19 protein-coding genes are annotated in these 25,365 nt (G+C 69.7%); 13 read left to right on the top strand and 6 right to left on the bottom strand.

All coding sequences use genetic code 11. The features are described from left to right. The first annotated feature begins 201 nt into the window (after positions 1–201). The 4 genes from IE124_RS25670 to IE124_RS25655 all read left to right on the top strand — a co-directional run bounded on the left by IE124_RS25670 (position 202) and on the right by IE124_RS25655 (position 5,055). The gene (locus tag IE124_RS25670) at positions 202–1,512 is read left to right on the top strand and encodes an ABC transporter substrate-binding protein (protein ID WP_189510734.1); all 1,311 of its coding nucleotides are present in this window, start codon (positions 202–204) and stop codon (positions 1,510–1,512) included. A gap of 121 nt (positions 1,513–1,633) precedes the next feature. Beyond that, the gene (locus IE124_RS25665) at positions 1,634–2,638 is read left to right on the top strand and encodes a carbohydrate ABC transporter permease (RefSeq protein ID WP_189510731.1); all 1,005 of its coding nucleotides are present in this window, start codon (positions 1,634–1,636) and stop codon (positions 2,636–2,638) included. A gap of 13 nt (positions 2,639–2,651) precedes the next feature. Then, positions 2,652–3,560 carry a carbohydrate ABC transporter permease gene (locus IE124_RS25660; RefSeq protein ID WP_189510728.1) on the top strand — a complete coding sequence of 303 codons (909 nt, stop codon included), beginning with the start codon at positions 2,652–2,654 and terminating at the stop codon, positions 3,558–3,560. 49 nt (positions 3,561–3,609) lie between these two features. Continuing rightward, a complete protein-coding gene (locus tag IE124_RS25655) occupies positions 3,610–5,055 on the top strand; it encodes a GH1 family beta-glucosidase (RefSeq protein ID WP_189510725.1) in 1,446 nt (481 codons plus the stop codon). Between the two features lie 3 nt (positions 5,056–5,058). Here IE124_RS25655 and IE124_RS25650 read toward each other — a convergent pair whose 3' ends face one another. After that, positions 5,059–6,075, bottom strand: a complete 1,017-nt coding sequence (locus IE124_RS25650; RefSeq protein ID WP_229832855.1) for a zinc-dependent alcohol dehydrogenase — start codon at positions 6,073–6,075, stop codon at positions 5,059–5,061. 436 nt (positions 6,076–6,511) lie between these two features. Between IE124_RS25650 and IE124_RS25645 the strand changes: the two genes are divergently transcribed. From IE124_RS25645 to IE124_RS25625, 5 genes are all read left to right on the top strand, one after another. After that, on the top strand, positions 6,512–7,513 hold the full coding sequence (locus tag IE124_RS25645) for an ABC transporter substrate-binding protein (RefSeq protein ID WP_189510719.1): 1,002 nt from the start codon (positions 6,512–6,514) through the stop codon (positions 7,511–7,513). 67 nt (positions 7,514–7,580) lie between these two features. Beyond that, positions 7,581–9,140, top strand: coding sequence for a sugar ABC transporter ATP-binding protein (locus IE124_RS25640; protein WP_189510716.1), 1,560 nt, complete (start codon positions 7,581–7,583; stop codon positions 9,138–9,140). Beyond that, complete coding sequence (locus tag IE124_RS25635) at positions 9,137–10,252, top strand: ABC transporter permease (protein WP_189510713.1); 1,116 nt, start codon at positions 9,137–9,139, stop codon at positions 10,250–10,252. The genes IE124_RS25640 and IE124_RS25635 overlap by 4 nt, the downstream gene beginning before the upstream one ends. Beyond that, the gene (yjfF, locus tag IE124_RS25630; protein ID WP_189510710.1) at positions 10,249–11,247 is read left to right on the top strand and encodes a galactofuranose ABC transporter, permease protein YjfF; all 999 of its coding nucleotides are present in this window, start codon (positions 10,249–10,251) and stop codon (positions 11,245–11,247) included. Before IE124_RS25635 ends, yjfF begins: the two co-directional genes overlap by 4 nt. Positions 11,248–11,366: 119 nt before the next feature. Then, entirely contained in the window at positions 11,367–12,437 is a 1,071-nt protein-coding gene (locus IE124_RS25625; protein ID WP_189510706.1) for an aldose epimerase family protein, read from the top strand. Positions 12,438–12,512: 75 nt separating this feature from the next. On the opposite strand, the gene mmsB is transcribed toward IE124_RS25625, so the two are convergent. The 3 genes from mmsB to chvE are packed head-to-tail and all read right to left on the bottom strand — an operon-like array spanning position 12,513 to position 16,503. Beyond that, complete coding sequence (mmsB, locus tag IE124_RS25620) at positions 12,513–13,757, bottom strand: multiple monosaccharide ABC transporter permease (protein ID WP_189510703.1); 1,245 nt, start codon at positions 13,755–13,757, stop codon at positions 12,513–12,515. Continuing rightward, the gene (mmsA, locus tag IE124_RS25615; protein WP_370468821.1) at positions 13,754–15,397 is read right to left on the bottom strand and encodes a multiple monosaccharide ABC transporter ATP-binding protein; all 1,644 of its coding nucleotides are present in this window, start codon (positions 15,395–15,397) and stop codon (positions 13,754–13,756) included. Before mmsA ends, mmsB begins: the two co-directional genes overlap by 4 nt. Further along, positions 15,394–16,503, bottom strand: a complete 1,110-nt coding sequence (gene chvE / locus IE124_RS25610) for a multiple monosaccharide ABC transporter substrate-binding protein (RefSeq protein WP_189510700.1) — start codon at positions 16,501–16,503, stop codon at positions 15,394–15,396. Before chvE ends, mmsA begins: the two co-directional genes overlap by 4 nt. A 226-nt stretch (positions 16,504–16,729) precedes the next feature. Here chvE and IE124_RS25605 point away from each other — a divergent pair, with 226 nt between their 5' ends. The 4 genes from IE124_RS25605 (at position 16,730) to araD (ending at position 22,184) form a co-directional block, all read left to right on the top strand. Beyond that, a complete protein-coding gene (locus tag IE124_RS25605) occupies positions 16,730–17,776 on the top strand; it encodes a LacI family DNA-binding transcriptional regulator (RefSeq protein ID WP_015037908.1) in 1,047 nt (348 codons plus the stop codon). A 369-nt stretch (positions 17,777–18,145) separates the two neighbouring features. Continuing rightward, on the top strand, positions 18,146–19,852 hold the full coding sequence (gene araB / locus IE124_RS25600; RefSeq protein WP_189510697.1) for a ribulokinase: 1,707 nt from the start codon (positions 18,146–18,148) through the stop codon (positions 19,850–19,852). A 65-nt stretch (positions 19,853–19,917) separates the two neighbouring features. Continuing rightward, positions 19,918–21,426: an L-arabinose isomerase gene (araA, locus tag IE124_RS25595; protein ID WP_189510694.1), complete on the top strand. Its 1,509-nt coding sequence runs from the start codon at positions 19,918–19,920 to the stop codon at positions 21,424–21,426. Between the two features lie 44 nt (positions 21,427–21,470). Then, positions 21,471–22,184: an L-ribulose-5-phosphate 4-epimerase AraD gene (gene araD, locus IE124_RS25590; protein ID WP_189510691.1), complete on the top strand. Its 714-nt coding sequence runs from the start codon at positions 21,471–21,473 to the stop codon at positions 22,182–22,184. A gap of 53 nt (positions 22,185–22,237) precedes the next feature. Here the strand turns inward: araD and IE124_RS25585 are convergent, their stop codons facing one another. Next, positions 22,238–23,536 carry an RICIN domain-containing protein gene (locus IE124_RS25585; protein WP_370468823.1) on the bottom strand — a complete coding sequence of 433 codons (1,299 nt, stop codon included), beginning with the start codon at positions 23,534–23,536 and terminating at the stop codon, positions 22,238–22,240. A gap of 94 nt (positions 23,537–23,630) precedes the next feature. Beyond that, the gene (locus IE124_RS25580; protein WP_189510685.1) at positions 23,631–25,079 is read right to left on the bottom strand and encodes an endo-1,4-beta-xylanase; all 1,449 of its coding nucleotides are present in this window, start codon (positions 25,077–25,079) and stop codon (positions 23,631–23,633) included. Between the last annotated feature and the right edge of the window lie 286 nt (positions 25,080–25,365).

Here is a 25,365-nt window from a genome sequence, read left to right as displayed (position 1 = left end):
GCCCCTGTCGGCCGCCTTGACAGACCGTCAAGGTGGCGGCAGGGTTTCGACGCCACCATTTGGGAGCGCTCCCAATCTGGGAAAGAAGCCCAAACGCATGGCTTCACCCCGGCCTTCGAGGCCGCCTCTCCCACGCCGACCGCCATCGAAGCGACCTGTCGGCGTACCTCCAGCCCTCCCTTGACGCATCGAGGAGATGCCATGTCCCGCTCGTCCGTGCCGCGCGCCCGTATCCGCTCCGTCGTACTCGCCTCCGCGGCGGCGACGCTGGCCCTCGCCCTCACCGGCTGCTCGACCTCCGGCGACGCTTCCGCCTCCGCCGACGGGAAGATCACCCTCACCGTCGGCACCTTCGGGACCTTCGGATACAAGGAGGCCGGCCTGTACGACGCGTACATGAAGCAGCACCCGGAGATCACCATCAAGGAGAACCCGACGACCGTCGAGGGCAACTACTGGACCGCCCTGCAGACCCGCCTGTCCGGCGGCGGACTCGACGACGTCCAGGCCCTGGAGGTCGGTCGCATAGCCCGCGCCACCTCCGAGGACCTCTCCGACGCCTTCGCCGACCTGTCCGACGCCCCCGGTGTCCAGAAGAAGAACTACCTGCCCTGGAAGTGGGACCAGGCCACCACTGCCGACGGCAGGACGATCGGCCTGGGCACCGACGTCGGCCCGATGGCCATCTGCTACCGCCAGGACCTGTTCAAGGCCGCGGGTCTGCCCTCCGACCCCGAGTCCGTCGGCAAGCTGTGGGCGGGCGACTGGGCGAAGTTCGTCGAGACGGGCAAGCGATACCAGGCCAAGGCACCCAAGGGCACCTCCTTCATGGACAGCGCCACCGGGCTGTTCAACGCCGTCGTCTCCAGCAGCACCGTCCAGTACTACAAGGACGGCAAGCTCGCCTACAAGGACTCGCCCAGCGTCAAGACCGGCTGGGACCTGGCAGTCAAGGCCGTCCAGGGCAAGACCAGCCAGGGCCTGAAGATGTTCGACACCCCCTGGCAGACCGCGTTCTCCAAGTCCACCTTCGCCACCACGGTCTGCCCCTCCTGGCAGCAGGCGAACATCCAGCAGTTCTCCGGCCCTTCCAACAAGGGCAAGTGGAACATCGCCCAGCCCCCGGCCGCCGGCAACTGGGGCGGTTCCTTCCTGGCCGTACCGGCCTCCGGCAAGCACGTCGACGAGGCCAAGAAGCTCGTCGCCTGGCTCACCGCGCCCGAGCAGCAGGCGAAGGTCTTCCAGAAGGTGGGCAACATCCCCGCCAACCAGGCTGCCCATGACCTGCCGGGCGTCGTCGACTACAAGAACGCCTACATCGGCCCCGACGCCGCCACCGGACAGATCTTCTCCACCGCCGCCAAGGCCATCCAGCCCGCCGAGACCGGCCCGCACGCGCAGGACCTGACCGGGGCGTTCAGCACCGGCATCCAGCTGATGGAGCAGAACGGCAAGAGCCCGGAGGAGGCGTGGAACGCCACGGTGCGCCAGATCGACAGCACCATCCAGTAGCGCTCCCCGCCCCGCCTCTTCCGGGCCGCCGTCGCGGGGGAGAGGGTGGCCGGCCACCGGGGAGCCGGCCACCCCCACCCCGTACCGACGCGACCGGCCGTGACCACCGAAGGAACCGCCCGTGGCCTCCACGACCGCACCCAGCCGCAACGGCCCCGCAGGCCGCCAGGACACCCCACCGCCCCACGCCCACCCCTCCGGCCCCACGGCCTGGCGCAGCCGCCTGCACCGCTGGGACACCAAGGGCACGCCGTACGCCCTCGTCGCACCCTTCTTCCTCGTCTTCGCCGCCTTCGGCCTCTTCCCGCTGCTCTACACGGGGTGGCTCTCCTTCCACCGGGTGAGCCTGTACAACGTCGACCGCGCCGAATGGGTCGGCCTGCGCAACTACACCGACCTGTTCACCGGTCAGGTCAGCCACTACTTCTGGAACGCGCTCCTCAACACCTTCACCCTCGGTGTCCTGTCCACCGTCCCCCAGCTGCTGATGGCACTGGGTCTCGCCCACCTGCTCAACTACCGGCTGCGCGCCCGCGGGTTCCTGCGCACGGCACTCCTCGCCCCGTACGCGACCTCCGTCGCCGCCGCCACCCTCGTCTTCGCCCTGATCTTCAGCCCCGAGGGGGGCATGGCCAACTGGTTCCTCGGCCTGTTCGGCGCCGGGCCCGTGCACTGGGAGGCCGGTCGCTGGAGCTCGCAGTTCGCGATCTCCGTGATCGTCACCTGGCGCTGGACCGGATACAACGCCCTGATCTACCTCGCCGCCATGCAGGCCGTGCCGCGCGAGCTGTACGAGGCCGCCGCCCTGGACGGCGCCAGCCGCTGGCAGCAGTTCCTGCACGTCACGGTCCCCGCCCTGAAGCCCACGATCCTCTTCACGGTGATCGTGTCGACCATCGGAGCCACCCAGCTCTTCGGCGAGCCCTATCTGTTCGGTGGCCAGAGCGGCCACCAGGGCGGCACCGACCACCAGTACGAGACCCTCGGAATCCTCATGTACGACCAGGGCTTCCACTCCAGCATGCTCGGGCGCGCCAGCGCGGTCGCCTGGATCATGTTCGGCCTGCTGCTGCTCATCGGGCTCGTCAACGCGCTGATCACCCGCCGCCTGCGCGCCTCCCAGTGACGTGGAGTACGACATGACCACCACCGCCCCCGTGTCCGACCGTCCTCACCGGACGGCGACGCGACCGTCCGTCCGCGCCGGCAGGGCCGGCGGACAGCACCGGGCCGGGCCACTCGCCCGCATCGTCCTCGGACTCGCTGCCCTGGCCTCGCTGTTCCCGCTGTACTGGACGCTGGTCGCCGCGTCCACCGACAGCCACGCGGTCGTCTCCAGCCCGCCCCCGATGCTGCCGGGCGGCAACCTCTTCGAGAACCTCACCTACGTCTGGCACAACGCCGGCGGGCGTGGCATGGGCGTCGCCCTGCTCAACTCGACGCTCGTCGCGGGCGCCGTCACCGTCACCACGGTGACCTTCTCCGTGCTCGCCGGCTTCGCCTTCGCCAAACTCCGGTTCCGGGGGAAGAAGGTGATGCTCGGCCTGGTCCTGTCCACCCTCGCCGTGCCCGCGCAGCTCAGCGTCGTACCCCTGTTCATCCTGACCAAGAATCTGGGACTGGGAAATCACCTCGGGGCGCTGATCCTGCCCGTCCTGGTCACCGCCTTCGGCGTCTTCTTCATGCGGCAGTTCCTCTCCCAGGCACTGCCCACCGAACTGCTGGAGGCCGCCCGCGTCGACGGCGCCAACTCGCTGCGCGTCATCTGGCACGTCGTCTTCCCCGTCGCCCGCCCGGCGATGGCGGTCCTGGGCATGCTGACCTTCGTCCAGTCCTGGAACGACTTCCTCTGGCCGATCATCGTCATGAACGGCTCCACCAACCCGACCGTGCAGGTCGCCCTCGCCGGACTGGGAACCGGCTGGTCGACCGACTGGTCCGTCATCACCGCCGGAGCGCTCATGGGCACCCTGCCGCTCCTCCTGGTCTTCGCCCTCTTCGGCCGGCACATCGTCGGCGGCATCACCCAGGGCGCCATCAAGGGCTGACCTCCCCTCCTCTCCTCGTCCCACACCTCCGCCAAAGGGAGACTCCGCCATGCCCGCAACCCCCGCCACCGCCCCCGCCTCCACGGCCGTCGACCGCCTCCACTTCCCGCCCGGCTTCCTGTGGGGCGCGGCCACCGCCGCCTACCAGATCGAGGGCGCCGTCGGCGAGGACGGCCGCACGCCGTCCATCTGGGACACCTTCTCCCGCACCCCCGGCAAGGTCGCCAACGGCGACACCGGCGACACCGCCTGCGACCACTACCACCGCTACCGCACGGACGTCACCCTGATGTCCCACCTCGGCCTTCAGGCGTACCGCTTCTCCCTGTCCTGGCCCCGCATCCAGCCCGGCGGACGGGGCCCCGCCAACGCCGCCGGCCTCGACTTCTACAGCCGGCTCGTCGACGAACTCCTCGACGCCGGCGTGCAGCCCGTCGCCACCCTGTACCACTGGGACCTTCCCCAGGCGCTGGAGGACGAAGGGGGCTGGACGGTACGCGAGACCGCCGAGCGCTTCGGCGATTACGCGGCGCTGGCCGCCGACGCACTGGGCGACCGGGTCGCCCTGTGGACCACGCTCAACGAGCCCTGGTGCTCGGCCTTCCTCGGCTACGGCTCCGGCGTCCACGCCCCGGGCCGCACCGACCCCGGCCTCGCCCTGCGCGCGGCCCACCACCTCAACCTCGGACACGGCCGCGCCACCGCGGCCCTGCGCGCGTCCCTCCCCGCCCACGCCCAGATCGCGGTCTCCCTCAACCTGCACCACGTCCGGCCGCTCACCCCGGAACCGGCCGACCTCGACGCGGCCCGCCGCATCGACGCCGTCGCCAACCGGGTCTTCACCGGCCCGATGCTCTCCGGCGGATATCCGGCCGACCTCCTCGCCGACACCGCCCACGTCGTCGACTGGGGCACCCTCGTCAAGCCCGGCGACGAATCCGCCATAGGCGCCCCCATCGACCTCCTGGGCATCAACTACTACACGCCCGCCGTCGTCTCCGCCCCGATACCCGGAGCGGCTGCGGTCAACCACGCCCACGGCGAGAGCGACCACTCCCCGTGGCCCGGCTCCGAGGACGTCAACTTCCACCTCCCGCCCGGCGACACCACCGACATGGGCTGGACCATCGACCCCACCGGGCTCTACGACCTCCTCATGGCCACGTCCCGAGCCCACCCCGGCCTCCCTCTGGCGGTCACCGAGAACGGCGCAGCCTTCCCCGACATCCCCACGGCGGACGGCCAGATCCAGGACCACGACCGGATCGACTACCTCCACCAGCACCTCAAGGCCGTCCACCAGGCCATCGCCGACGGTGCCGACGTCCGCGGCTACTTCCTCTGGTCCCTGCTCGACAACTTCGAGTGGGCGTACGGATACGAGAAGCGCTTCGGCGCCGTCCACGTCGACTACACCACCCAGCTGCGCACCCCGAAGCACAGCGCCCGTTGGTACGCCAGGGCCATCGCCGCGAACGCGGTCCCGGGTCTGTGAGTTTCAAGGACGGAGCAGAACTCTCCCGACGCGGGGGTCCCCGCTGTCCGTGAGTTCCATGGCCCGCTCGAACTCGTCGATGTCCAGCTGGTGCGTGAGGAGTTCGAGCGGCGTCAGCCTTCCCGCGGAGAAGGCGCTCACGGCGTAGGACCAGGCGCCGGAGGAGGCCCCGAAGGCGGTTCCGATCGACAGCTGCCGTGCGACGACCTGGGCGGGATCGAGCCTTTCCGCCCCCGGGACCGGGATGCCCGTGAGAACCAGGTGCCCTCCCGGTCGCAGCAGGGACGTCGCTGTGTGCGCGCTCGACGTCGCGCCCGCGGCGTCGATCACCACGTCGAAGTCCGCGAGACCGGAGGCGCGGTCCCACGTCCGATAGGCGGTGGCTCCCAGACGACGGGACACATCGGCTCGGTCGGGGCTCGTGCCGACGACCGTCAGCTCACTCGGCGAGAAGGCGCAGAGGAGCTGTGCGGCGAGCAGTCCGAGGGCACCGGAGCCGATGACGGCCACTCGTGAGCCGGGCAGGGGGGACGCCTTGAGTACCGCGGCGGCCGCGCAGGCGGCCGGCTCGAGGAACGCGGCGGCGGTGAGGTCGGCGTCCGGCGCGAGTGTGTGCAGCAGACGAGCGGGGAGGACGAGGGTGGGAGCCATGGCGCCGGGAAGGGTGAACCCCGTCTCCGCGTATCCGCGGATGCACAGGGTGGTCTCTCCGTCGCGGCACGGCGCGCAGGTCCCGCAGGTGCGCAGCCCTTCGCCCACGACCTTGCGACCGATCAGGGAAGCGGGCGCGCCCTCTCCCACGGCGGTGACGGTGCCGGACCACTCGTGGCCAGGGGTGACCGGATAGCGCACGTACGGAACGGGGCGGCGGCCCAGGTAGACGTCGCGGTCGCTGCGGCTGATCCCGACGGCATGCACGCGCACCCGGGCTTCTCCGGGCCCCGCCTGTCGAGGCTCGTGCTGCACGAGGCGAAACGACTTGGGAGCGTCCAGAACCACAGCCTGCCCCCGGCGGCTCACAGGAAGGCGCCCTGGGCGGTGGGCGGAGTGGAACACATGGGGCGACTCCTGACGTTCGATATTTCGGGCGTCGTTCGAAATTGTGTCGCGACGATACGAAGCATGGTGAGGTGTGTCAACGGGCTTCATTCTGCGGAGCCTTCTGTGTCGCGGGGCGCCTCAGCAAGTCCTGTTAACGCTCACATCTTTGAGGCGCGACTAGCTGAGCGGCGACTCGTCTCTCCGCATCAAAAACGGGTAACGGCCGTACGAACCCTTGAGTTACGAGTCTGTTAGCGCTCACAATGTGTCGCGTTCGGCAGCCCACCGGCCGTCGGAGGTCCACGCACACTCGCCTCCGCTCAGCTCAACCACCGCTGCGCAGCCACGCCTTCGCCGGGCCCAGCCCCTTCCGGGCACCGCCCTGTACGACGCACGTCCCGAAAGGAACCTCGACATGGCCCACAGAGCCCTCCGTGTCATCACCGCCGCCGTTCTGGCCGCTGGTGTGCTGACCGCCTGCACCACCGAGCCCGCGCCCACCGGTACCACCGGCGGCGCCGGCAAGGGCTCCTCCGACGGCAAGCTGGTGCTCGGGTTCGCCCAGGTGGGAGCCGAAAGCGGCTGGCGCACCGCCAACACCAAGTCCGTACGCGAGGCGGCCGAGAAGGCCGGCATCACGCTGAAGTTCTCCGACGCGCAGCAGAAGCAGGAGAACCAGATCAAGGCGATCCGCACGTTCATCCAGCAGAAGGTGGACGTCATCGCCTTCTCCCCGGTGGTGGAGTCCGGCTGGGACACCGTCCTGAAGGAGGCCAAGAGCGCCGGCATCCCGGTGATCCTCACCGACCGTGCGGTCGATTCGCAGGACACCTCCCTCTACCGGACCTTCCTCGGCTCCGACTTCGTCAAGGAGGGGCAGGAGGCCGGCAAGTGGCTCGTGAAGGAGTACGAGGGGACCTCCGAACCGGTCAACGTCGTCGAGCTCCAGGGCACCACCGGCTCCGCACCTGCCAACGACCGCAAGGCCGGCTTCGCCGAAGTCGTCAAGGGCGAGGCCAAGTTCAAGGTCGTCGCGTCCCAGACCGGGGACTTCACCCGCGCCAAGGGCAAGGAGGTCATGCAGGCCTTCCTCAAGTCCCACAAGGACATCGACGTCCTGTACGCCCACAACGACGACATGGCCCTGGGCGCCATCCAGGCCATCGAGGAGGCGGGTAAGAAGCCGGGCACCGACATCAAGGTGATCTCCGTCGACGGCATCAAGGACGCCTTCGTCGCCATGCAGGAGAAGAAGATCAACGTGGTGGTCGAGTGCAACCCGCTCCTCGGCGACCAGCTGATGGAACTCGCCAAGAAGGTCGCGGCGGGGGAGAGCGTCCCGCGACGGGTCGAGGTCAAGGAGGGCGTCTTCACCCAGGACCAGGCCGCGGCCGCCCTGCCCGGCCGCCAGTACTGACCCGACGCCCGCACCGGACCGGGGGCGGTCCTCGCGCCGCCCCCGACCCCTCAGGAGAGGAGGGCGGATGGCAGCCCCACCCACCCCCACACCCACCCGCACCGACCGGCCGGTCCTGGAGGCCCAGGGCATCCGCAAGGTGTTCCCCGGCGTCCTCGCCCTCGACGGCGTGGACCTGCGCCTCTTCCCCGGCGAGGTCCACGCCCTGATGGGCGAGAACGGCGCCGGCAAGTCCACTCTCATCAAGGTGCTCACCGGGGTCCACCCACCCGACGCGGGAACGGTCTCCGTCGACGGCAGCCCCCAGGGATTCGCCGAACCACTGGAAGCGCAGCACGCCGGAATCAGCACGGTGTACCAGGAGGTGAACCTGTGCCCCAACCTCTCCGTCGCCGAGAACATCCTCATCGGCCGTGAACCGCGGCGCCTGGGGCTGGTCCACTGGTCGGCCCTCCACGAACGCGCGGCACGGCTCATCGCCGAACTGGAACTGGACCTCGACGTCCGCCTGCCGCTGAGCGCGCATTCCCTCGCCGTCCAGCAACTGGTCGCGATCGTACGGGCCGTGGACGTCAAGGCGAAGGTCCTCATCCTCGACGAGCCCACCTCCAGCCTCGACCGGGACGAAGTCGCCCAGCTGTTCACCCTGGTGCGCAGACTGCGCGACCGCGGCGCCGCGATCCTCTTCGTCACCCACTTCCTCGACCAGGTCTTCGACCTGTGCGACCGGGTGACCGTCCTGCGCAACGGGCGCCTCGAAGGCGAGTACCGGATCGACGAGCTGACACCCGTCACCCTCGTACACCGCATGGTCGGCAGCGAACTGCGCATCCTCGACGAACTGGCCGAGACGTCCCACACCGGCCCCACGGCCGGCCCCGGTTCCGGGGGCACGCCCTTCCTCAGCGCCCGTGGCCTCGCCCGTACCGGGGCCGTCCAGCCCTACGACCTGGACATCCACCGCGGCGAGGTCATCGGCCTGGCCGGGCTCCTCGGCTCCGGACGCACCGAGGCGGCCCGGCTGCTCTTCGGAGCCGACCACGCCGACGGAGGCGAGCTGCGCATCGACGGACGGCGCGCCGTCCTGCGCTCGCCGCGCGCCGCGATCGCCCACAAGATCGCCTTCTGCTCGGAGAACCGCAAGGCGGAGGGCCTCATCGGCGAACTCACCGTCCGCGAGAACATCGTGCTCGCCCTCCAAGCCGCACGCGGCTGGACCAGACCCCTTTCCCGCACCCGGCAGGACGAGATCGCCGCCCGCTGGACCGAGGTCCTCGACATCCGCCCGGCCGACCCCGAGGCGCAGGTCCGCAACCTCAGCGGGGGCAACCAGCAGAAGGTGCTGCTCGCCCGATGGCTGCTCACCGACCCCGAGCTGCTGATCCTGGACGAACCCACCAGGGGCATCGACATCGGTGCCAAGACGGAGATCCAGAAACTGGTCACCAGCCTGGCCGCGGAAGGCACCGCGGTCCTCTTCATCTCCGCCGAACTCGAGGAAGTGCTGCGGCTGAGCCACCGCGTGGGCGTCCTGCGCGACCACCGGCTCGTCGCCACCCTTCCCAACGACACGACCCTGACGCCCGACCGGATCCTGGGCGCCATCGCCACCGGAGCCACCTCATGACACCACCTGACGACCTCGGCACCGGGAAGCGCCCGGGCCGGGCGCCCGGCACCCGGCGGCTCATCGAGCACCGCCTGTTCTGGCCCGCCGCCGTGCTGGCCGCCCTGCTGGCGGGGAACGTCCTCTTCACCCATGACTTCCTCGCCGTCCGCGTCCAGAACGGACACCTGTACGGCAGCCTGATCGACATCCTGCAGTTCGGTGCCCCCCTGATCCTGGTGTCGCTCGGCATGACGCTGGTCATCGCGACCCGGGGCATCGACCTCTCGGTCGGCTCGACGGTCGCCATCGCCGGCGCCCTCGCGTGCGAGCACATCGCCACCGCGAAGGACCCGGGGAGCCTGTCCACCGTCCTGTCCGCGGTCGCGCTGGCGGTTGGTGTGGCCGCCGCGATCGGACTGCTGAACGGCTTCCTCGTCGCCCGGCTCGGCGTCCAGCCCATCGTCGCCACGCTGGTCCTCATGGTCGCCGGACGCGGCGTGGCCCAGCTGATCACCGACGGCCAGATCATCAGCGTGTCCAGCAGCGCCTACAAGATGATCGGCGGCGGATACTGGCTCACCCTCCCCTTCGCCGTCCTCCTCGCCGCGGCCCTCGTCGCCGTCACCTCCCTCGTCACCCGGCGGACCGCGCTCGGGCTGCTCATCGAATCGGTGGGCGGCAACCCGGTCGCCAGCCGACTCGTCGGCATCCGGGCAGCCGGCCTCCTGGTCATGGTCTACGTCGTCAGCGCCGTGTGCGCCGCGGTGGCCGGCCTGATGATCAGCTCCAACGTGTCCAGTGCCGACGGCAACAACGCCGGCCTGTGGATCGAACTGGACGCGATCCTCGCCGTCGTCATCGGCGGCACCGCCCTGACGGGCGGTCGCTTCTCCCTCGGTGGGACGGTCCTGGGAGCGCTGATCATCCAGACCCTCTCGACCACGATCTACACCCTCGGCGTACCGCCCGAGACCACCCTCGTCTTCAAGGCCCTGGTCGTCATCGTCGTGTGTCTCGTCCAGTCGCCCGCGTTCCGCGCGCGGCTCTCACGCCGTCGCCGAACGGCCGCCCCGGACCCGGCATCCGCGGCCGGCGACCTGACGGCCCGCCGGCAGGAGGTCCACCCGTGAGCACCATCCTCACCAAGCCGCTCCACCGCCTCTCGGCACGGCACGCCTCCCGCCTGCCGCTCATGGTGACGGCCACCCTGCTGGTCGCGATGTTCTCGATCGGCTCCGTGCAGTACGAAGGCTTCTTCTCCGCGCAGGTCCTGCTCAACGTCCTGATCGACAACGGCTTCCTGCTCGTCGTGGCGATCGGCATGACGTTCGTCGTCCTCACCGGCGGGATCGACCTCTCGGTCGGCTCCATGGTGGCACTGTCGACCATGCTGACGGCCTGGCTCGTCGAACAGAACGGCCTGCCGCTCGCCCTGGCGGTGCCGGTGGTCCTGCTGGTGGGAGCAGGAGGCGGCGCCCTCATGGGCTGGGTGATCCACGCCTTCGAGATCCAGCCCTTCATCGTCACCCTCGCGGGCATGTTCCTCGCTCGCGGCCTCTGCTACATGATCAGCACCGAGTCCATCTCCGTCACCGACCCGACGACCACCCGGATCGCCCAGACGCGGGTGCTCCTGCCCGGGGGCCTGTTCGTCTCACCCGCCGTGGTCATCGCCCTGGTCGTGCTGGTGCTCGCCTTCGTCGTCCTCCACCACACGCGCTTCGGCCGCACCGTCTACGCCCTGGGCGGCAACGAGTCCTCCGCCCGTCTCATGGGCCTGCCCGTGGGCCGCACCAAGGTCGTGGTGTACGCCGTGAGCGGCCTGTGTTCCGCCCTCGGCGGTCTGCTGCTGACGTTCTACATGCTGTCCGGCTATGCCCTGCACGCCGTCGGCATGGAACTCGACGCCATCGCCGCCGCCGTGATCGGCGGGACGCTGCTGACCGGTGGTTCCGGCTTCGTCCTGGGAACCGCCCTGGGCGTGACGGTCCTCGGCCTGATCCAGACCGTCATCAGCTTCCAGGGCACGCTCAGTTCGTGGTGGACCCGCATCGTCATCGGCGGTCTGCTGTTCGTCTTCATCCTCCTCCAACGCCTCTTCGGAAGCTCCCGCCAGGCGGAATAGCCGCCTCGCCAAGAGCGGCGAACCCCGAACCGTCCTCCGCGTACGAACGCGCCCAGGGAGGGGGCAGGGCCTTCCCTGCCCCCTTTCCGGCTGTTGCCTCTCGCCGACAAGGAACCTCCATGAACCCGCCACCGTCCCCCTTCGCCGGGGTCCCCCCGGTCTGCCGCCCCGATCCGTACGCCGGACAACGATGGACCTTCGGCTTCCCCGGCGGCCTCACGGCGGAGGTGCACACCCGCGGCGCCCGCCTCCACGGGCTGTGGACGCCGGACCGGGGCGGCACCTCGGCCGACATCGTCCTCGCTCCTCGCGACCCGGCCCGGACGGCCACCACCGCCCGGTACTTCGGCGCCACCGTCGGCCGCTACGCCAACCGCATCGCGCGAGGCCGGTTCTCCCTGGACGGTAAGCCGTATCAGCTGACCACGCAGGAGGAGGACGGCCACTCCCTGCACGGTGGAACCGACGGCTTCGACACCCGGCTCTGGGAAGCCGAGAGCGTACACACCCCGGATTGGACCGGTGTGCTCCTGCGCCTCCGCAGCCCCGACGGCGACCAGGGCTTCCCGGGAAACCTGGACGTCACCGTCACCATGCTTATCGGCCGCGACGACGAACTCGCCTTCTCCTACACGGCGGTCACCGACGAGGTGACCCTGGTCAATCTGACCAACCACGCCTACTTCAACCTCGACGGCGAGGGTGCCGGCGACATCCTCGACCACGAACTGACCGTCGACGCCTCCCACTACACGCCGGTCGGTGCGGATCTCATCCCCTCCGGCGCCCACCGCCCCGTCCCCGGCACCGCGTTCGACCTCCGCCGGCCGCTCAGGATCGCCGGGGCCCTGGCCCGCCCCGGCGCGGATGGCGGGTACGACCACAACTTCGTCCTCAGCCCGCACGACAACGAAACACTGCGCCGGGCCGCCGTCCTGTACGCGCCGGCCACGGGCCGCCGCATGGAGGTGCTGACCACGGAGCCGGGACTCCAGGTCTACACCGCGGGGCAGTTCGACGGAACGGTCCTCGGCAAGAGCGGTACGCACTACGGGGCGGGCGCCGGTATCGCGCTGGAGACCCAGCACTTCCCCGACTCCCCGAACCGCCCCGGCGACCCGTCCGCGGTGCTGCGACCCGGCGACGAGTACCGGTCGAGGACGGTCCTGCGGTTCAGTACGCGCGGCTGACCGCGTACGGACACGCCGACATGGCTGTGCCCGCCGGGGGAGGAACCGGCGGGCACAGCCATGTTCGCAGCGGTGTCAGGCACCCGCCCTGCGCTTGTTCCACACGTCGAAGCCGACCGCCGCGAGGAGCACCAGGCCCTTGATGACCTGCTGCCAGTCGGTGCCCACCCCGACGAGGTTCATGCCGTTGTTGAGCACGCCGAGGACCAGGCCGCCGATGATGGCTCCCAGGACGGTCCCGACTCCACCGCTCATCGACGCCCCGCCGATGAACGCGGCGGCAATGGCCTCCAGTTCGAAGTTGACGCCCGCCTTCGGCGAGGCCGCGTTGAAGCGCGCGGCGAAGACGAGCCCGGCGAGCGCCGCGAGCATTCCCATGTTGAGGAACACCGCGAAGGTCACCTTCTTGTCCTTGACCCCGGACAGCTTGGCGGCCGGCAGGTTCCCCCCGATCGCGTACACGTGGCGGCCGATCACCGCGTTGCGCATCACGTAACCGAAGCCGACCAGCAGCACGGCCAGGATCAGGAGGACCACGGGGGCGCCCTTGTAGCTGGCGAGCAGCAGGGTGGTGACCAGGACAGCGGCGACCAGTGCCGTCAGCTTCAGCGCGAACAGGCCCGTGGGGAGTGGCTCCAGAGCGAATTCGCGCTGGCGACGGCGGTCCCGTACCTCCTGGAAGACCACGTAGGCGACCAGTCCCAGGCCGAGGAGCAGGGTCCCGTTGTGGTAGTTGGTCTGCGGCCCCACCTCCGGCAGGAAGCCGTTGGCGACCTTCTGCAGTCCGTCCGGGAACGGGCCGAGCGTCTGACCCTTGAGGAAGATCTCCGTGAGTCCGCGGAACAGCAGCATGCCGGCGAGGGTCACGATGAACGACGGTATTCCGACGTACGCGATGAAGAAGCCCTGCAGGGCGCCGGCGGCGGCTCCCAGCAGCAGGGTGAGGAGCACCGCGACGGGCCAGGCCACATGGTGCTCGACCATGAGCACCGCCCCGATGCCACCGACCAGGGCCATCAGGGAGCCCACGGACAGGTCGATGTGGCCGGAGATGATGACGATCATCATGCCGATGGCCAGGATGAGGATGTAGCTGTTCTGCAGCACCAGGTTGGAGACGTTGCGCGGCAGCAGGAGGTCGCCGCCCGTCCAGATCTGGAAGAGGAGCACGATCAGGCCGAGTGCGAAGAGCATCCCGTACTGGCGCATGTTCCGCCGGACACCGTCCAGGAGAATTCGGACCAGCGGTGCCCCGGTGGACGGAGCCCCGCGGCCCGGGGGCGCCGGTGTGGTCGTTTTCGTGCTGACGTCGGTGCTCATGCCTGGTGTCCTTCGTTGGAGGCGGCGCCTGCGGTGACCGCCGGTGGTGCGGGGGTGTCCTGCGTCATGTGCCGCATCAGGACTTCCTGGGTGGCGTCCGCGCGGGTGACCTCGCCGGTCAGCCGGCCTGCGGCCATGGTGTAGATGCGGTCGCACATGCCGAGCAGTTCGGGCAGTTCGGAGGAGATGAGGAGGATCGCCTTGCCCTCGGCGGCGAGCCGGTCGATCACGGTGTAGATCTCGTATTTGGCTCCGACGTCGACTCCGCGCGTGGGTTCGTCGAGGATGAGGACGTCCGGTCCGGCGAGGATCCACTTGCTGAGGACGACCTTCTGCTGGTTGCCGCCGGAAAGGCGGCCGACCGGTTCGAGGACGTTCGGAGCCTTGATGTTCATGGTCCGCCGGTACCGTTCGGCCACCTTGCGCTCCTCATGCCCGTCGACGACGCCGCGGCGGGCGAGGGCGCCGAGGGACGCGAGCGAGATGTTCCGGCTCACGGAGTCCCCGAGGTTGAGCCCGTAGTGCTTGCGGTCCTCTGTGACGTACGCGATGCCGTGGGCGACCGCCTCGGGGACCGTGCGGGTCCGTACCTCGCGGCCGTCCTTGAGCACGGTGCCCTGCTCGTAGTGGCCGTAGGAACGGCCGAAGACGCTCATCGCGAGTTCGGTCCGGCCGGCACCCATGAGTCCCGCGACGCCGACGATCTCCCCGCGGCGGACCTGGAGCGAGACCCCGTCGACGGCCTTGCGGCCGCGGTCGAGGGGGTGACGTACGGTCCAGTCCCGGATCTCCAGGACAGGGGCGGCGTCGGCCGGGCCCTCGTACGGCGTGCGGTCGGGGAACCGGCTGTCGAGGTCCCGCCCCACCATGCCGCGGATGATGCGTTCCTCGGTGGTGGCGGGGTCCCTGACGTCGAGGGTCTCGATGGAGCGCCCGTCGCGCAGGATGGTGACGGAGTCGGCGATCCGGGCGATCTCGTTCAGCTTGTGCGAGATGATGATCGACGTGATGCCCTGGCTCTTCAGCTCGCGCATCAGCCGCAGCAGCTTCGCGCTGTCCTCGTCGTTGAGCGCCGCGGTGGGCTCGTCGAGGATCAGCAGGCGGACGTTCTTCGCCAGCGCCTTCGCGATCTCCACGAGCTGCTGCTTGCCGACACCGATGTCGGCGACCCGGGTCTCGGGGTGTTCGTCGAGCCCGACCCGCCTGAGCAGTTCGGAAGCACGGCGCAGCGCCTCGTGCCAGTCGATGATCCCGCGCCGGGACGGCTCGTTGCCGAGGAAGACGTTCTCGGCGATCGACAGATGGGGAACGAGTGCGAGCTCCTGGTGGATGATGACGATGCCGCGCTGCTCGCTGGCCCTGATGTCCTTGAACCGGCACGGCTCGCCTTCGAAGAGGATCTCGCCCTCGTAGGTGCCGTGCGGGTGGACGCCGGACAGGACCTTCATGAGCGTCGACTTGCCGGCACCGTTCTCTCCGCACAGGGCGTGCACCTCGCCGCGCTCCACGGACAGGGTCACGTCGGACAGTGCTCTGACCCCGGGGAAGGTCTTGACGATGGACCGCATCTCGAGGACGGGGCCGGCCGGGGACGAGGCGGAGACGGGAACCTTGGGGGAGTGGGCCGGGGCGGGAGTCACCGCAGTTCCTGGGCGTTGATGTAGCCCGAGTCGACCAGGACCTTCCGGTAGTTCGTCTTGTCGACGCTGACCGGATCGAGCAGGAAGGCCGGGACCACCTTCTTGCCGTTGTCGTAGGTGGCGTCGTCGTTGATCTCGGGCTTCTTGCCGGCGAGGACGGCGGTCACCATGTCTGCGGCGACCTGCGCGAGTGCGCGGGTGTCCTTGTAGACGGTCTGCGTCTGCTGGCCTGCGATGATCGACTTCACGGAGGCGACCTCCGCGTCCTGGCCGGTGACGACCGGCAGCGGCTTGGCGGCGCTCCCGTAGTCGTCGGACTTCAGGGCGGACAGGATGCCGATGGAGATGCCGTCGTAGGGGGAGAGGACGGCGTCGACCCGGGCGGAGGCGTACGCGGAGGTCAGCAGGTCGTCCATGCGCTTCTGGGCCGTACCGCCGTCCCACCTGAGCGTGGTGACCTGGTTCAGCTGGGTCTGCCCGGAGCGCACGACCAGCTGCTTCTTGTCCATGTACGGCTTCAGCACCTTCATGGCGCCGTTGAAGAAGTACTTGGTGTTGTTGTCGTCGTTGGACCCGGCGAACAACTCGATGTTGAAGGGGCCCTTCTTCGGGCCGGCCTTCAGCCCCAGCTTCTCGACGATGTACGTGGCCTGGAGCTCGCCGACCTTCTCGTTGTCGAAGGAGGCGTAGTAGTCGACGTGCGGGGAGCCCAGGATGAGCCGGTCGTAGGAGATGACCGGGATGTGGGCGTCGGCCGCCTGCTGCAGGACGTTGGACAGGGCCTCGCCGTTGATGGCGGCCACGACCAGGGCGTCGACGCCCTGGGTGATCATGTTCTCGATCTGGGCGACCTGCTGGTCGGGGTCGTCCTCGCCGTACTGCAGGGTCGTGGCGAAGCCGGCCTTCTTCAGGCTCTCGGTCATGTTGCGGCCGTCGGCGATCCACCGCTCGGAGGACTTGGTGGGCATCGCGATGCCGATGGTGTGGTCCTTCGAGTCCTTCGACTCCTGGCTGCCGCCCTCGCTGTTCTGCCCGCAGGCTGTCAGGAGCAGGGCACAGCCGGTGGTCACGGCCAGGAGGGCGGATGCGGATCGGAACTTCTTCATGGCTTACCTGGCAATCCCGTCGTCGAGGGCGGCTCCGGCCGAGGGACGGGTTCGGCGGCGGCGCGCGACCTCGCACCACCGGGACGGCGCCGTTCCGGCTGGGTGGCCGGGACGTCGGCGCCCCGGTCGAGGTTGATTGTTAGCGCTCACAACAGCGTGATACAAGAGGCGCTAAGGTTTTTCTCGTATCGATACACAGCCGTAAGCAGGGAGAAGGGAGGCGAACGTGGCGCATCCCGCGGAAGACGTCCGCCCGCCGACGATGGCCGACGTCGCACGAGAGGCGGGGGTCTCCCACCAGACCGTCTCCCGGGTGCTGAGCGATCACCCCAACGTGCGCGCGGCCACGCGGGAACAGGTCACCCTGGCCATCGAACGGCTGGGCTACCGTCGCAACTCCGCGGCACGCGCCCTGGTGACGCGCCGCACGAGGACGCTGGGTGTCATCGCCGTCAACACCGCCCTGTACGGCCCTGCCAGCACCCTGACCGGCCTGGAGGAGGCGGCCCGGGAGCAGGGCTACCTCGTCTCGACCGTCAGCCTGCGCACCGGAGAGGGGCAGGGGCTCAAGGACGCCATCGACCACCTCGCGTCCTGGGGTGTGGAGGGCGTCGTCGCCATCACCCCGCAACGCTCGCACGTGCAGGCGCTCGCCGAGCTGGACGCACCCTTCCCCGTGGTCACCGTGGAGGGTGGACATCAGCTCGACCTGCCCGGCGTCTCCCTGGATCAGGAGCTCGGCGCGCGCATGGTCACGGAGCACCTGCTCGCCGCCGGGCACGGCAACGTATGGCACGTGGCGGGTCCCGACGACTGGCTGGAGAGCGAGGCCCGCACCGCGGGATGGCGCACCGTCCTGGAGGAGAGCGGCATCCGCCCTCCGCGCGTCCTGACGGGTGACTGGAGCCCGCTGTCCGGGTACCGGGCGGGGCAGGAACTCGCCGGACTCGCCCTGGCCCGCCGTGGGGCGACACCGGTCACGGCCGTCTTCGTCGCCAACGACCAGATGGCGCTCGGCGTCCTGCGGGCGCTGCGCGAGGGGGGGATCCGCACCCCCGGGCAGGTCGCCGTCGCCGGCTTCGACGACATTCCGGAGGCCGAGTTCTTCCCTCCGCCGCTGACGACGGTCCGCCAGGACTTCGCCGCCATCGGGCGCCGGAGCATCGGGCTCCTGGTGGACCACATCGAGGGTCGCGCCCGGAAGGCCGAGCACCTCCTGGTGGAACCGCAGCTCATCATGCGCGCGAGCACGCGCCCCTCGAACGAATCCTGACGCGGGGCGGGCTCTCGCCGCCACCTCCTGGCGGCCCTCACGTGGAGGCCGGTGACAGGTCTCCTGTCTGATGTCTGATGTCTGATGTCTGGGGCCTGCGGCCTGCCGCCTGATGTCTGGCGTCCGCCGGCGCACGCGCGTCGTCCGCCCGCGCAAGCGCTCCGTCGACCCTTCCGTCCGCTCGGCCCTCCCGCCGGGCCGGTCGCGACGCCTGGGCTGCCTCTGGACGGCAGGTGAGCGCTCACTTCAGAGGCCCCTCTTCTTGCCGAAAGTTCGACAGAACTGCACGCAACTCTTGTCCAAGTCAATTGTGAGCGTTAACAATCAGGGTGCTCCTCTGGCCCTGTTCATGACGAGAGAGACCGCATCGTGACCACACACATCCCTTCCGGCCCCGCAGCCCCTCACCATCCCGAGGCATGCACCATCGGAGTCGACTTCGGCACCCTCTCCGGGCGCGCCGTCGTGGTCAGGGTCCGGGACGGTGCAGAACTCGGTTCGTCGGTCCACGAGTACCGCCACGCAGTCATCGAGGACCACCTTCCCTCCACCGGCGCCCCCCTGCCCCCCGACTGGGCACTGCAGCACCCCGAGGACTGGCGCGACGTCCTGCGTACCGCCGTTCCGGCGGCGCTCGCCGACGCCGGAGTCGACCCGGCCCGCGTCATCGGCGTCGCCACCGACTTCACCGCCTGCACGGTTCTGCCGACCGCCCCGGACGGCACCCCGCTCGCCCTGACGCCCGAATGGGCCGACCGCCCGCACGCCTGGCCCAAACTGTGGAAGCACCACGCGGCCCAGGCCCAGGCCGACCGCATCAACGCCCTCGCTCACGCACGCGGCGAGAAGTGGATCGCACGGTACGGAGGCAAGATCTCCGCCGAGTGGCAGTACGCCAAGGCCCTGCAGGTCCTGGAAGAGGACCCGGCCGTCTACGCCGCCTGCGCCCGCTGGATCGAGGCGGCCGACTGGATCGTCTGGGAGCTGACCGGCACCGAGTCCCGCAACACCTGCACAGCCGGCTACAAAGGCATCCACCAGGACGGGACCTACCCCTCGCCCGACTTCCTCGCCGGACTGCACCCGGACTTCGCCGACTTCCCCGCCACTCGCCTGGAACATCCCCTCTCCCCGCTGGGCTCCCGTGTCGGCACCCTGAGCAGCCGGGCCGCCCACTGGACCGGTCTCCCCGAGGGCATCGCCGTCGCGGCGGGCAACGTCGACGCCCACGTGGCCGCACCCGCGGCGGGCGCCGTGGAGAACGGCCGGATGCTCGCCATCATGGGCACCTCCACCTGCCACGTACTCAACGGCGCCACACTCGCCGAAGTCCCCGGCATCTGCGGGGTCGTCGACGGAGGCATCGTCGAGGGTGCCTACGGTTACGAGGCCGGTCAGAGCGCGGTCGGCGACATCTTCGCCTGGTGGCTCCGCCAGGGCGTCCCGGACCACTACCGCGCCGAGGCCGAGGCATCCGGCGAGGACCTCCACCAACTCCTGACCCGCAAGACCGCGGACCAGCCGGTCGGCGCGCACGGGCTGGTCGCCCTGGACTGGATGAACGGCAACCGCTCCACCCTGGTCGACCACCACCTCTCCGGCGTCATCGCCGGCCTCACCCTCGACTCCCGGCCCGAGGACGTCTACCGGGCCCTGCTCGAATCCACCGCTTACGGCACCCGGATGATCGTCGAGACCTTCGAGGGCGGCGGGATCCCGGTCGAGGAGTTCATCGTCACCGGTGGACTGAGGAAGAACACGCTGCTCATGCAGATCTACGCCGACGTGCTGCGCCGACCCGTGTCCGTCGGCACCTCCGAGCAGGGGCCGGCGCTCGGCTCCGCCATCCACGCCGCCGTCGCCGCGGGCGCCCACCCCGACGTCCGCTCCGCCGCTTCCGTGATGGGCAGCGTCCAGCGCCATGCGTACGTGCCCGACCCCGCACGGGCGGACGCCTACGACGCGCTGTTCCAGGAGTACCGCGCCCTGCACGACCACTTCGGTACCGGAGCAGACCTCCTCCTGCACCGCCTGCGACGGATCCGCAACACCGCACGTGCCGCCACCACCGACTGACCCGGCCCGCCTCCCCCCGTAGGCCCGAACTCTCCGCCCCAGCACCTCCGAGGAGCACACCCGACATGACGCTCGCCCAGCCCGACCGCGAGATCTGGTTTCTCACCGGCAGCCAGGCCCTCTACGGGGACGACACCCTGGCTCAGGTCGCCGACCAGTCCCGTGCCATCTGCGACACCCTCGCCAGGCAGCCACGGATGACCGTCCGCGTGGTGTGGAAGCCGGTCCTCACCGACGCGGCCGCCATCCGCGCGATCTGCCTGGAGGCCAACGCCGACGACCGCTGCATCGGCCTCATCGCCTGGATGCACACCTTCTCCCCGGCCAAGATGTGGATCGCCGGCCTCGACGCCCTGAGCAAGCCCCTGCTCCACCTGCACACCCAGGCCAACCGCCAACTGCCCTGGTCCACCATCGACATGGACTTCATGAACCTGAACCAGGCCGCCCACGGCGACCGCGAGTTCGGCTTCGTCCAGACCCGCCTCGGTGTCCCGCGCAAGACCGTGGCCGGCCACGTCTCCGCCCCCGACGTCGTCGACCGCATCGCCGGTTGGGCCCGCGCCGCCGTCGGCCGCTCCGAACTCACCACCCTCAAACTCGCCAGGTTCGGCGACAACATGCGCGACGTCGCCGTCACCGAAGGCGACAAGGTCGAGGCGCAGCTGCGGTTCGGGGTCTCGGTCAACACGTACGGCGTCAACGACCTCGTCGCCGTGGTCGACGCCACCGAAGAGGACACCGTCACCGCCCTCGTCAAGGAGTACCAGGACCTCTACGCCCTCACGCCAGAGCTGCGGCCCGGCGGCGAGCGCCACGAATCCCTGCGCTACGCCGCCCGCGTCGAAGCGGGTCTGCGCACCTTCCTCACGGAAGGCGGGTTCCGCGCCTTCACCACCAACTTCGAGGACCTCGGCGGCCTGCGCCAGCTGCCCGGCCTCGCCGTGCAGCGCCTGATGGCGGACGGCTACGGCTTCGGCGGCGAAGGGGACTGGAAGACCTCCACCCTGCTGCGCGCGCTGAAGGCGATGGCTCACGGCCTGCCCGGCGGCACCTCCTTCATGGAGGACTACACGTACGACCTCACGCCAGGCCGGGAACTCATCCTCGGCGCCCACATGCTGGAGGTCTGCCCCTCCCTCACGACGGCCACGCCCAGCTGCGAGATCCACGCGCTCGGGATCGGCGGACGCGAGGACCCGGTCCGACTCGTCTTCGACGCGGATCCCGGTCCGGCCGTCGTCGTCGGTCTCGCCGACATGGGCGACCGGTTCCGCCTCGTCGCCAACCACATCGACGTCGTCGCGCCGCCCGAGCCGCTGCCCAAGCTCCCCGTCGCCCGGGCCGTCTGGCGCCCCCGTCCCGACCTGCGCACCTCCACCGAGGCCTGGCTGACGGCCGGAGCACCGCACCACACCGTCCTGACCACCGCCCTCGGCGGCGAGGAGCTCGACGACCTCGCCGAGATGCTGCGGACCGAACTCGCCGTCATCGACGAGGACACCACGGTCCGGACCTTCACGCGCGAGCTGCGCTGGAACCAGGCGTACCACCGTCTGGCCCAGAGCCTGTGAGCACCCCCGCCACCCCATCCATCCCCACGAGGACGGAGCCCTCCGTGACCACCGCCGTCTCCAAGGAACTGCGCCGGGAGGTGCTGGAGGCCAACCTCCGCATCCCCCGGGCCGGTCTGGCCACCCTCACCTGGGGCAACGTGAGCGGTGTGGACCGACAGGCCGGCGTCTTCGTCATCAAGCCCTCGGGTGTGGCCTACGACGTGCTGAGCGAGGAGGACCTGGTCGTCGTCTCCCTGTCCGACGGAAGCGTCGTGGAGGGCCACCTGCGACCGTCCACCGACACGGAGACGCACCGGAGCCTCTACCTGGCCTTCCCCTCCATCGGAGGCGTGACCCACACGCACTCCACCCACGCCGTCGCCTTCGCCCAGGCCCGGCGTCCGATACCGGTGCTCGGCACGACCCACGCGGACACCTTCAACGGTCCCGTCCCCGTCACCGCGGCCCTCACCCCCCAGCAGTGCGCCACGGGCTACGAGTACAACACCGGCCAGGTCATCGTGGACCTGCTGGGCCGTGACGACACCCGGGCCCGCGAGGTCCCCGGTGCCCTGGTCGCCCACCACGGCCCCTTCACCTGGGGCGCCGACGCCACCGCGTCTCTGGAGCACGCCATCATCTGCGAGGCGGTGGCCGAGATGGCCCTCCACACCATCGCGCTGGGCACGGTCGAGCCTCCGCAGCACCTCCTGGACCGCCACTTCACACGCAAGCACGGCCCGGACGCCTACTACGGCAATTCTCCCTCCGTCTGACCGCACGAAGGGGAGCCAGGATCATCCTGGCTCCCCTCGCTGGTACGGGCGTGTCACTGGAACTGTGCGAAGAACCTCCAGATCTCTCCCTTGGTCCAGGTCGCGACGCCGCTCTCGCCGGAGGAGCCGTCGACCGGACCGGGGATGTGGCCGCCGTCGAACGCGGCCCATTGGACCGGGTACCCGGCACGGCAGCCGGAGTAGGTGGTGGTGATGTGCGTCCGGCTGCCCGGCGCGGGTTCGCGCGGGCTCTGCGGAGTGCAGCCGTTGGCGCGGACGAACCTGTCGCGCAGGGACCGTCCCTGCGCGACGTTGAGGACGGAGTCGCCGATGCCGTGGATTCCGAAGTAGGCGATGGGCTGGGTGCCGCCGCTGCACCCGCTGATCTCGCCGCCGGAGATGACCGCGACAGCCCTGAAGACGTTCGCCCGGCTGCATGCGAGTGCGTAGCTCATGCCGCCGCCCCAGCTGAACCCCGTGGCGAAGCGCTGCGCCGTGTTGACACAGAGGCCGCCTTCGATGCGCCGGATCATGTCGTCGACGAAGGTGATGTCCTCACCGCCCGAGTTGGCCCAGCCGTTGCCGAGGCCCTGGGGGGCGACGAGGATCGCGCTGTTGTCCGACTGTTCCTGCTGACCGTAGTAGGACCAGGCGTTTCCGCTCGTTCCGCCCGAGGCGACTTCGCCGGCGGTTCCGCCCCGCCAGTGGAACGCGAAGATCAGCCGGTAGGGACGGGCGTTGTCGTAGCCGACGGGAACCCTGAGGATGAAGCTGCGGCTCTTGCCGCCGCTCTGAATCGTGTGCGTACCGCTGGTCAGAGTCGGGGCGCTGCCGCAGGCGCCGCCACCGGACGACAGCTTGACCATCTGCCATTGCTGGTTGGCACCGCCCCAGTCGGTGTACTGGACGACGTTGGCGCCGTCGGCGGTGGAGGCACCCTGCACCTCCACCGCCTTGCCGCTGTTGCGGTTGATCAGCCGGACGTAGCCCGCGTCGGAGTCGGCCAGTCGGAATTGCTGGTTGGCCCCGTTGCCGTCGGCCCACTGCTGGATCGCGGCACCGTCGGTGGTCGAGGCGCCGGCCACGTCGAGAACCTTCCCCGAATGCCGGGCCTTGAGCCGGTAGAAGCCGCCGCCGGAGTCCGCGAACTGCCACTGCTGGTTGGTTCCGTCGTTGCGCGTCCACTGGCTGACCCGCGCGCCGTCGGCGGTGGACGCGCCGTAGACGTCCAGCGCCTTGCCGCTGTTGCGGTTGACCAGGACGTACGAGGCGTTGGTGTCCACCGTCGCCGCCTCGGCGGGCGTCGGCTTCGCCACCACGAGCGTGCCGAGCGCGAGTGCCGCCGCCATCACGACGGCGAACCGCGACCACCAGCGATGTCCTTGTGGAGGGGTGGGGGCTGCCGCAGCGTAGGTCTTCATCGGTTCACCCTTTCGCCGTGGCAGGTCAGGTGCGGGTCCAGCGCTGGTTGCCGCTGTTCCAGCAGGAGTAGAGCTGGATCAGGGTGCCGTTGGCGGTGCCGTTGGCAGCGGCGTCGAGGCAGAGGCCGGACTGGACGCCGACGATGGATCCGTCGGAGTTGAGGCGCCACTTCTGGTTGTCGCCGCCCCAGCAGCTGTAGATCTGGACCTTGGCGCCGTTGCCGGTGCCGGCGGCGTCCAGGCACTTGTCGCCGTAGACCCTGAGCTCACCCGCGGCGGTATGGGTCCACTGCTGGTTGGTGCGGTTGTTGCAGTCCCACAGCTGGACCTGGGTGCCGTCGGTGGTGACGGCACCGGGTACGTCCAGGCAGCGGCCCGAGGCGACTCCCTTGATCGCTCCGGAGCCGGGGGAGGGGGTCGGAGTGGGGTTGGGGTTGGGGGAGCCGGAGTTGAGCGCGTTGAGAACGGAGGAGTAGGCGGGCTTCTTGCTGCCGTCGCCGTTGAACAGCAGCGGCGTGTGCTCGGCTCGCCAGGAGTCGGTGTCGCGGACACCCCAGACGGTGATGCCGAGGCAGCGCGGGACGGCCAGGCAGTCGTTGGTCACGTTGGCGTAGGTCGTGCCCGAGGCGCCCTGGATGTCGAGTTCGGTGATGGCCACGTCGACGCCGAGGGCGGCGAAGCTCTGCAGGGTGGTGCGGAAGTTGCTGTTGTACGGACTGTCGTTGTTGAAGTGGGACTGGAAGCCGACGCAGTCGATGGGCACGCCGCGCTGCTTGAAGTCCCGGACCATGGCGTACATGGCCTGGGTCTTGGCCCAGGTCCAGTTCTCGACGTTGTAGTCGTTGTAGCAGAGCTTGGCGGCCGGGTCGGCGGCGCGTGCGGTGCGGAAGGCGACCTCGATCCAGTCGTTGCCGCTGCGCTGCAGGTTGGAGTCGCGCCGGGCTCCGGAACTGCCGTCGGCGAAGGCCTCGTTCACGACGTCCCACTGGCGAATCTTGCCCTTGTAGTGGGCCATCACGCCGTTGATGTGGTTGGTCATGGCCTGGCGCAGCGCGCCGCCGCTGAGGTTCTGCATCCAGCCGGGCTGCTGGGAGTGCCAGGCCAGCGTGTGGCCCCGTACCTGCTTGCCGTTCTGCACCGCCCAGTTGTAGACGCGGTCGCCGGCGGTGAAGTTGAACTGGCCCTGCTGGGGCTCGGTGGCGTCGATCTTCATCTCGTTCTCGGCCGTCACCGAGTTGAACTCGCGGTTCGCGATCGTCGTGTACGTCGAGTCGCCGAGCCTTCCCGAGGCGATGGCGGTGCCGAAGTACCGGCCGCTCTGCGCCGCCGCGCTGCCGAGCGTGCTCTCGGCGGCGTGTGAGGCCGGCGGCGCCACCAGCACGGTGGCGGCACCGAGGACGCCGACGATCAGCGCCGCGCACAGGCCGCCGATTTTCCGGCGGACGGTGGACGGGGGAATGGGGTGTGAACGCATGAATGGACCTCCAGGACGGAAATCACGGATGGAAGCGAGCGCGGCGGAAGGATTCCGCGGGGCGATGTCCGCGTCCGTCGAAATAGGGCGCGGACCATCAGGGCGCAGTGATTCGAGGCCGGTGCCGCGACACGCAGGTGAAGGGGCGGCGGCGCCTCGGGATTCAGTCTGGAAACAGGTCAGGGCCATGTCAAGTGTTTCGAAGAGTTTTCGATAAGGTGACCTGTGGGGTCCTTTCTGGCGATCCGCTGAGAGAATTCTGGAGCGCGACGACGAAGCGGCCCCT

The organism is Streptomyces narbonensis (assembly GCF_014649015.1).
In the GTDB taxonomy this organism is placed as follows: Bacteria; Actinomycetota; Actinomycetes; order Streptomycetales; family Streptomycetaceae; genus Streptomyces; species Streptomyces narbonensis.
This window is presented reverse-complemented; position numbering and strand designations above follow the sequence as displayed.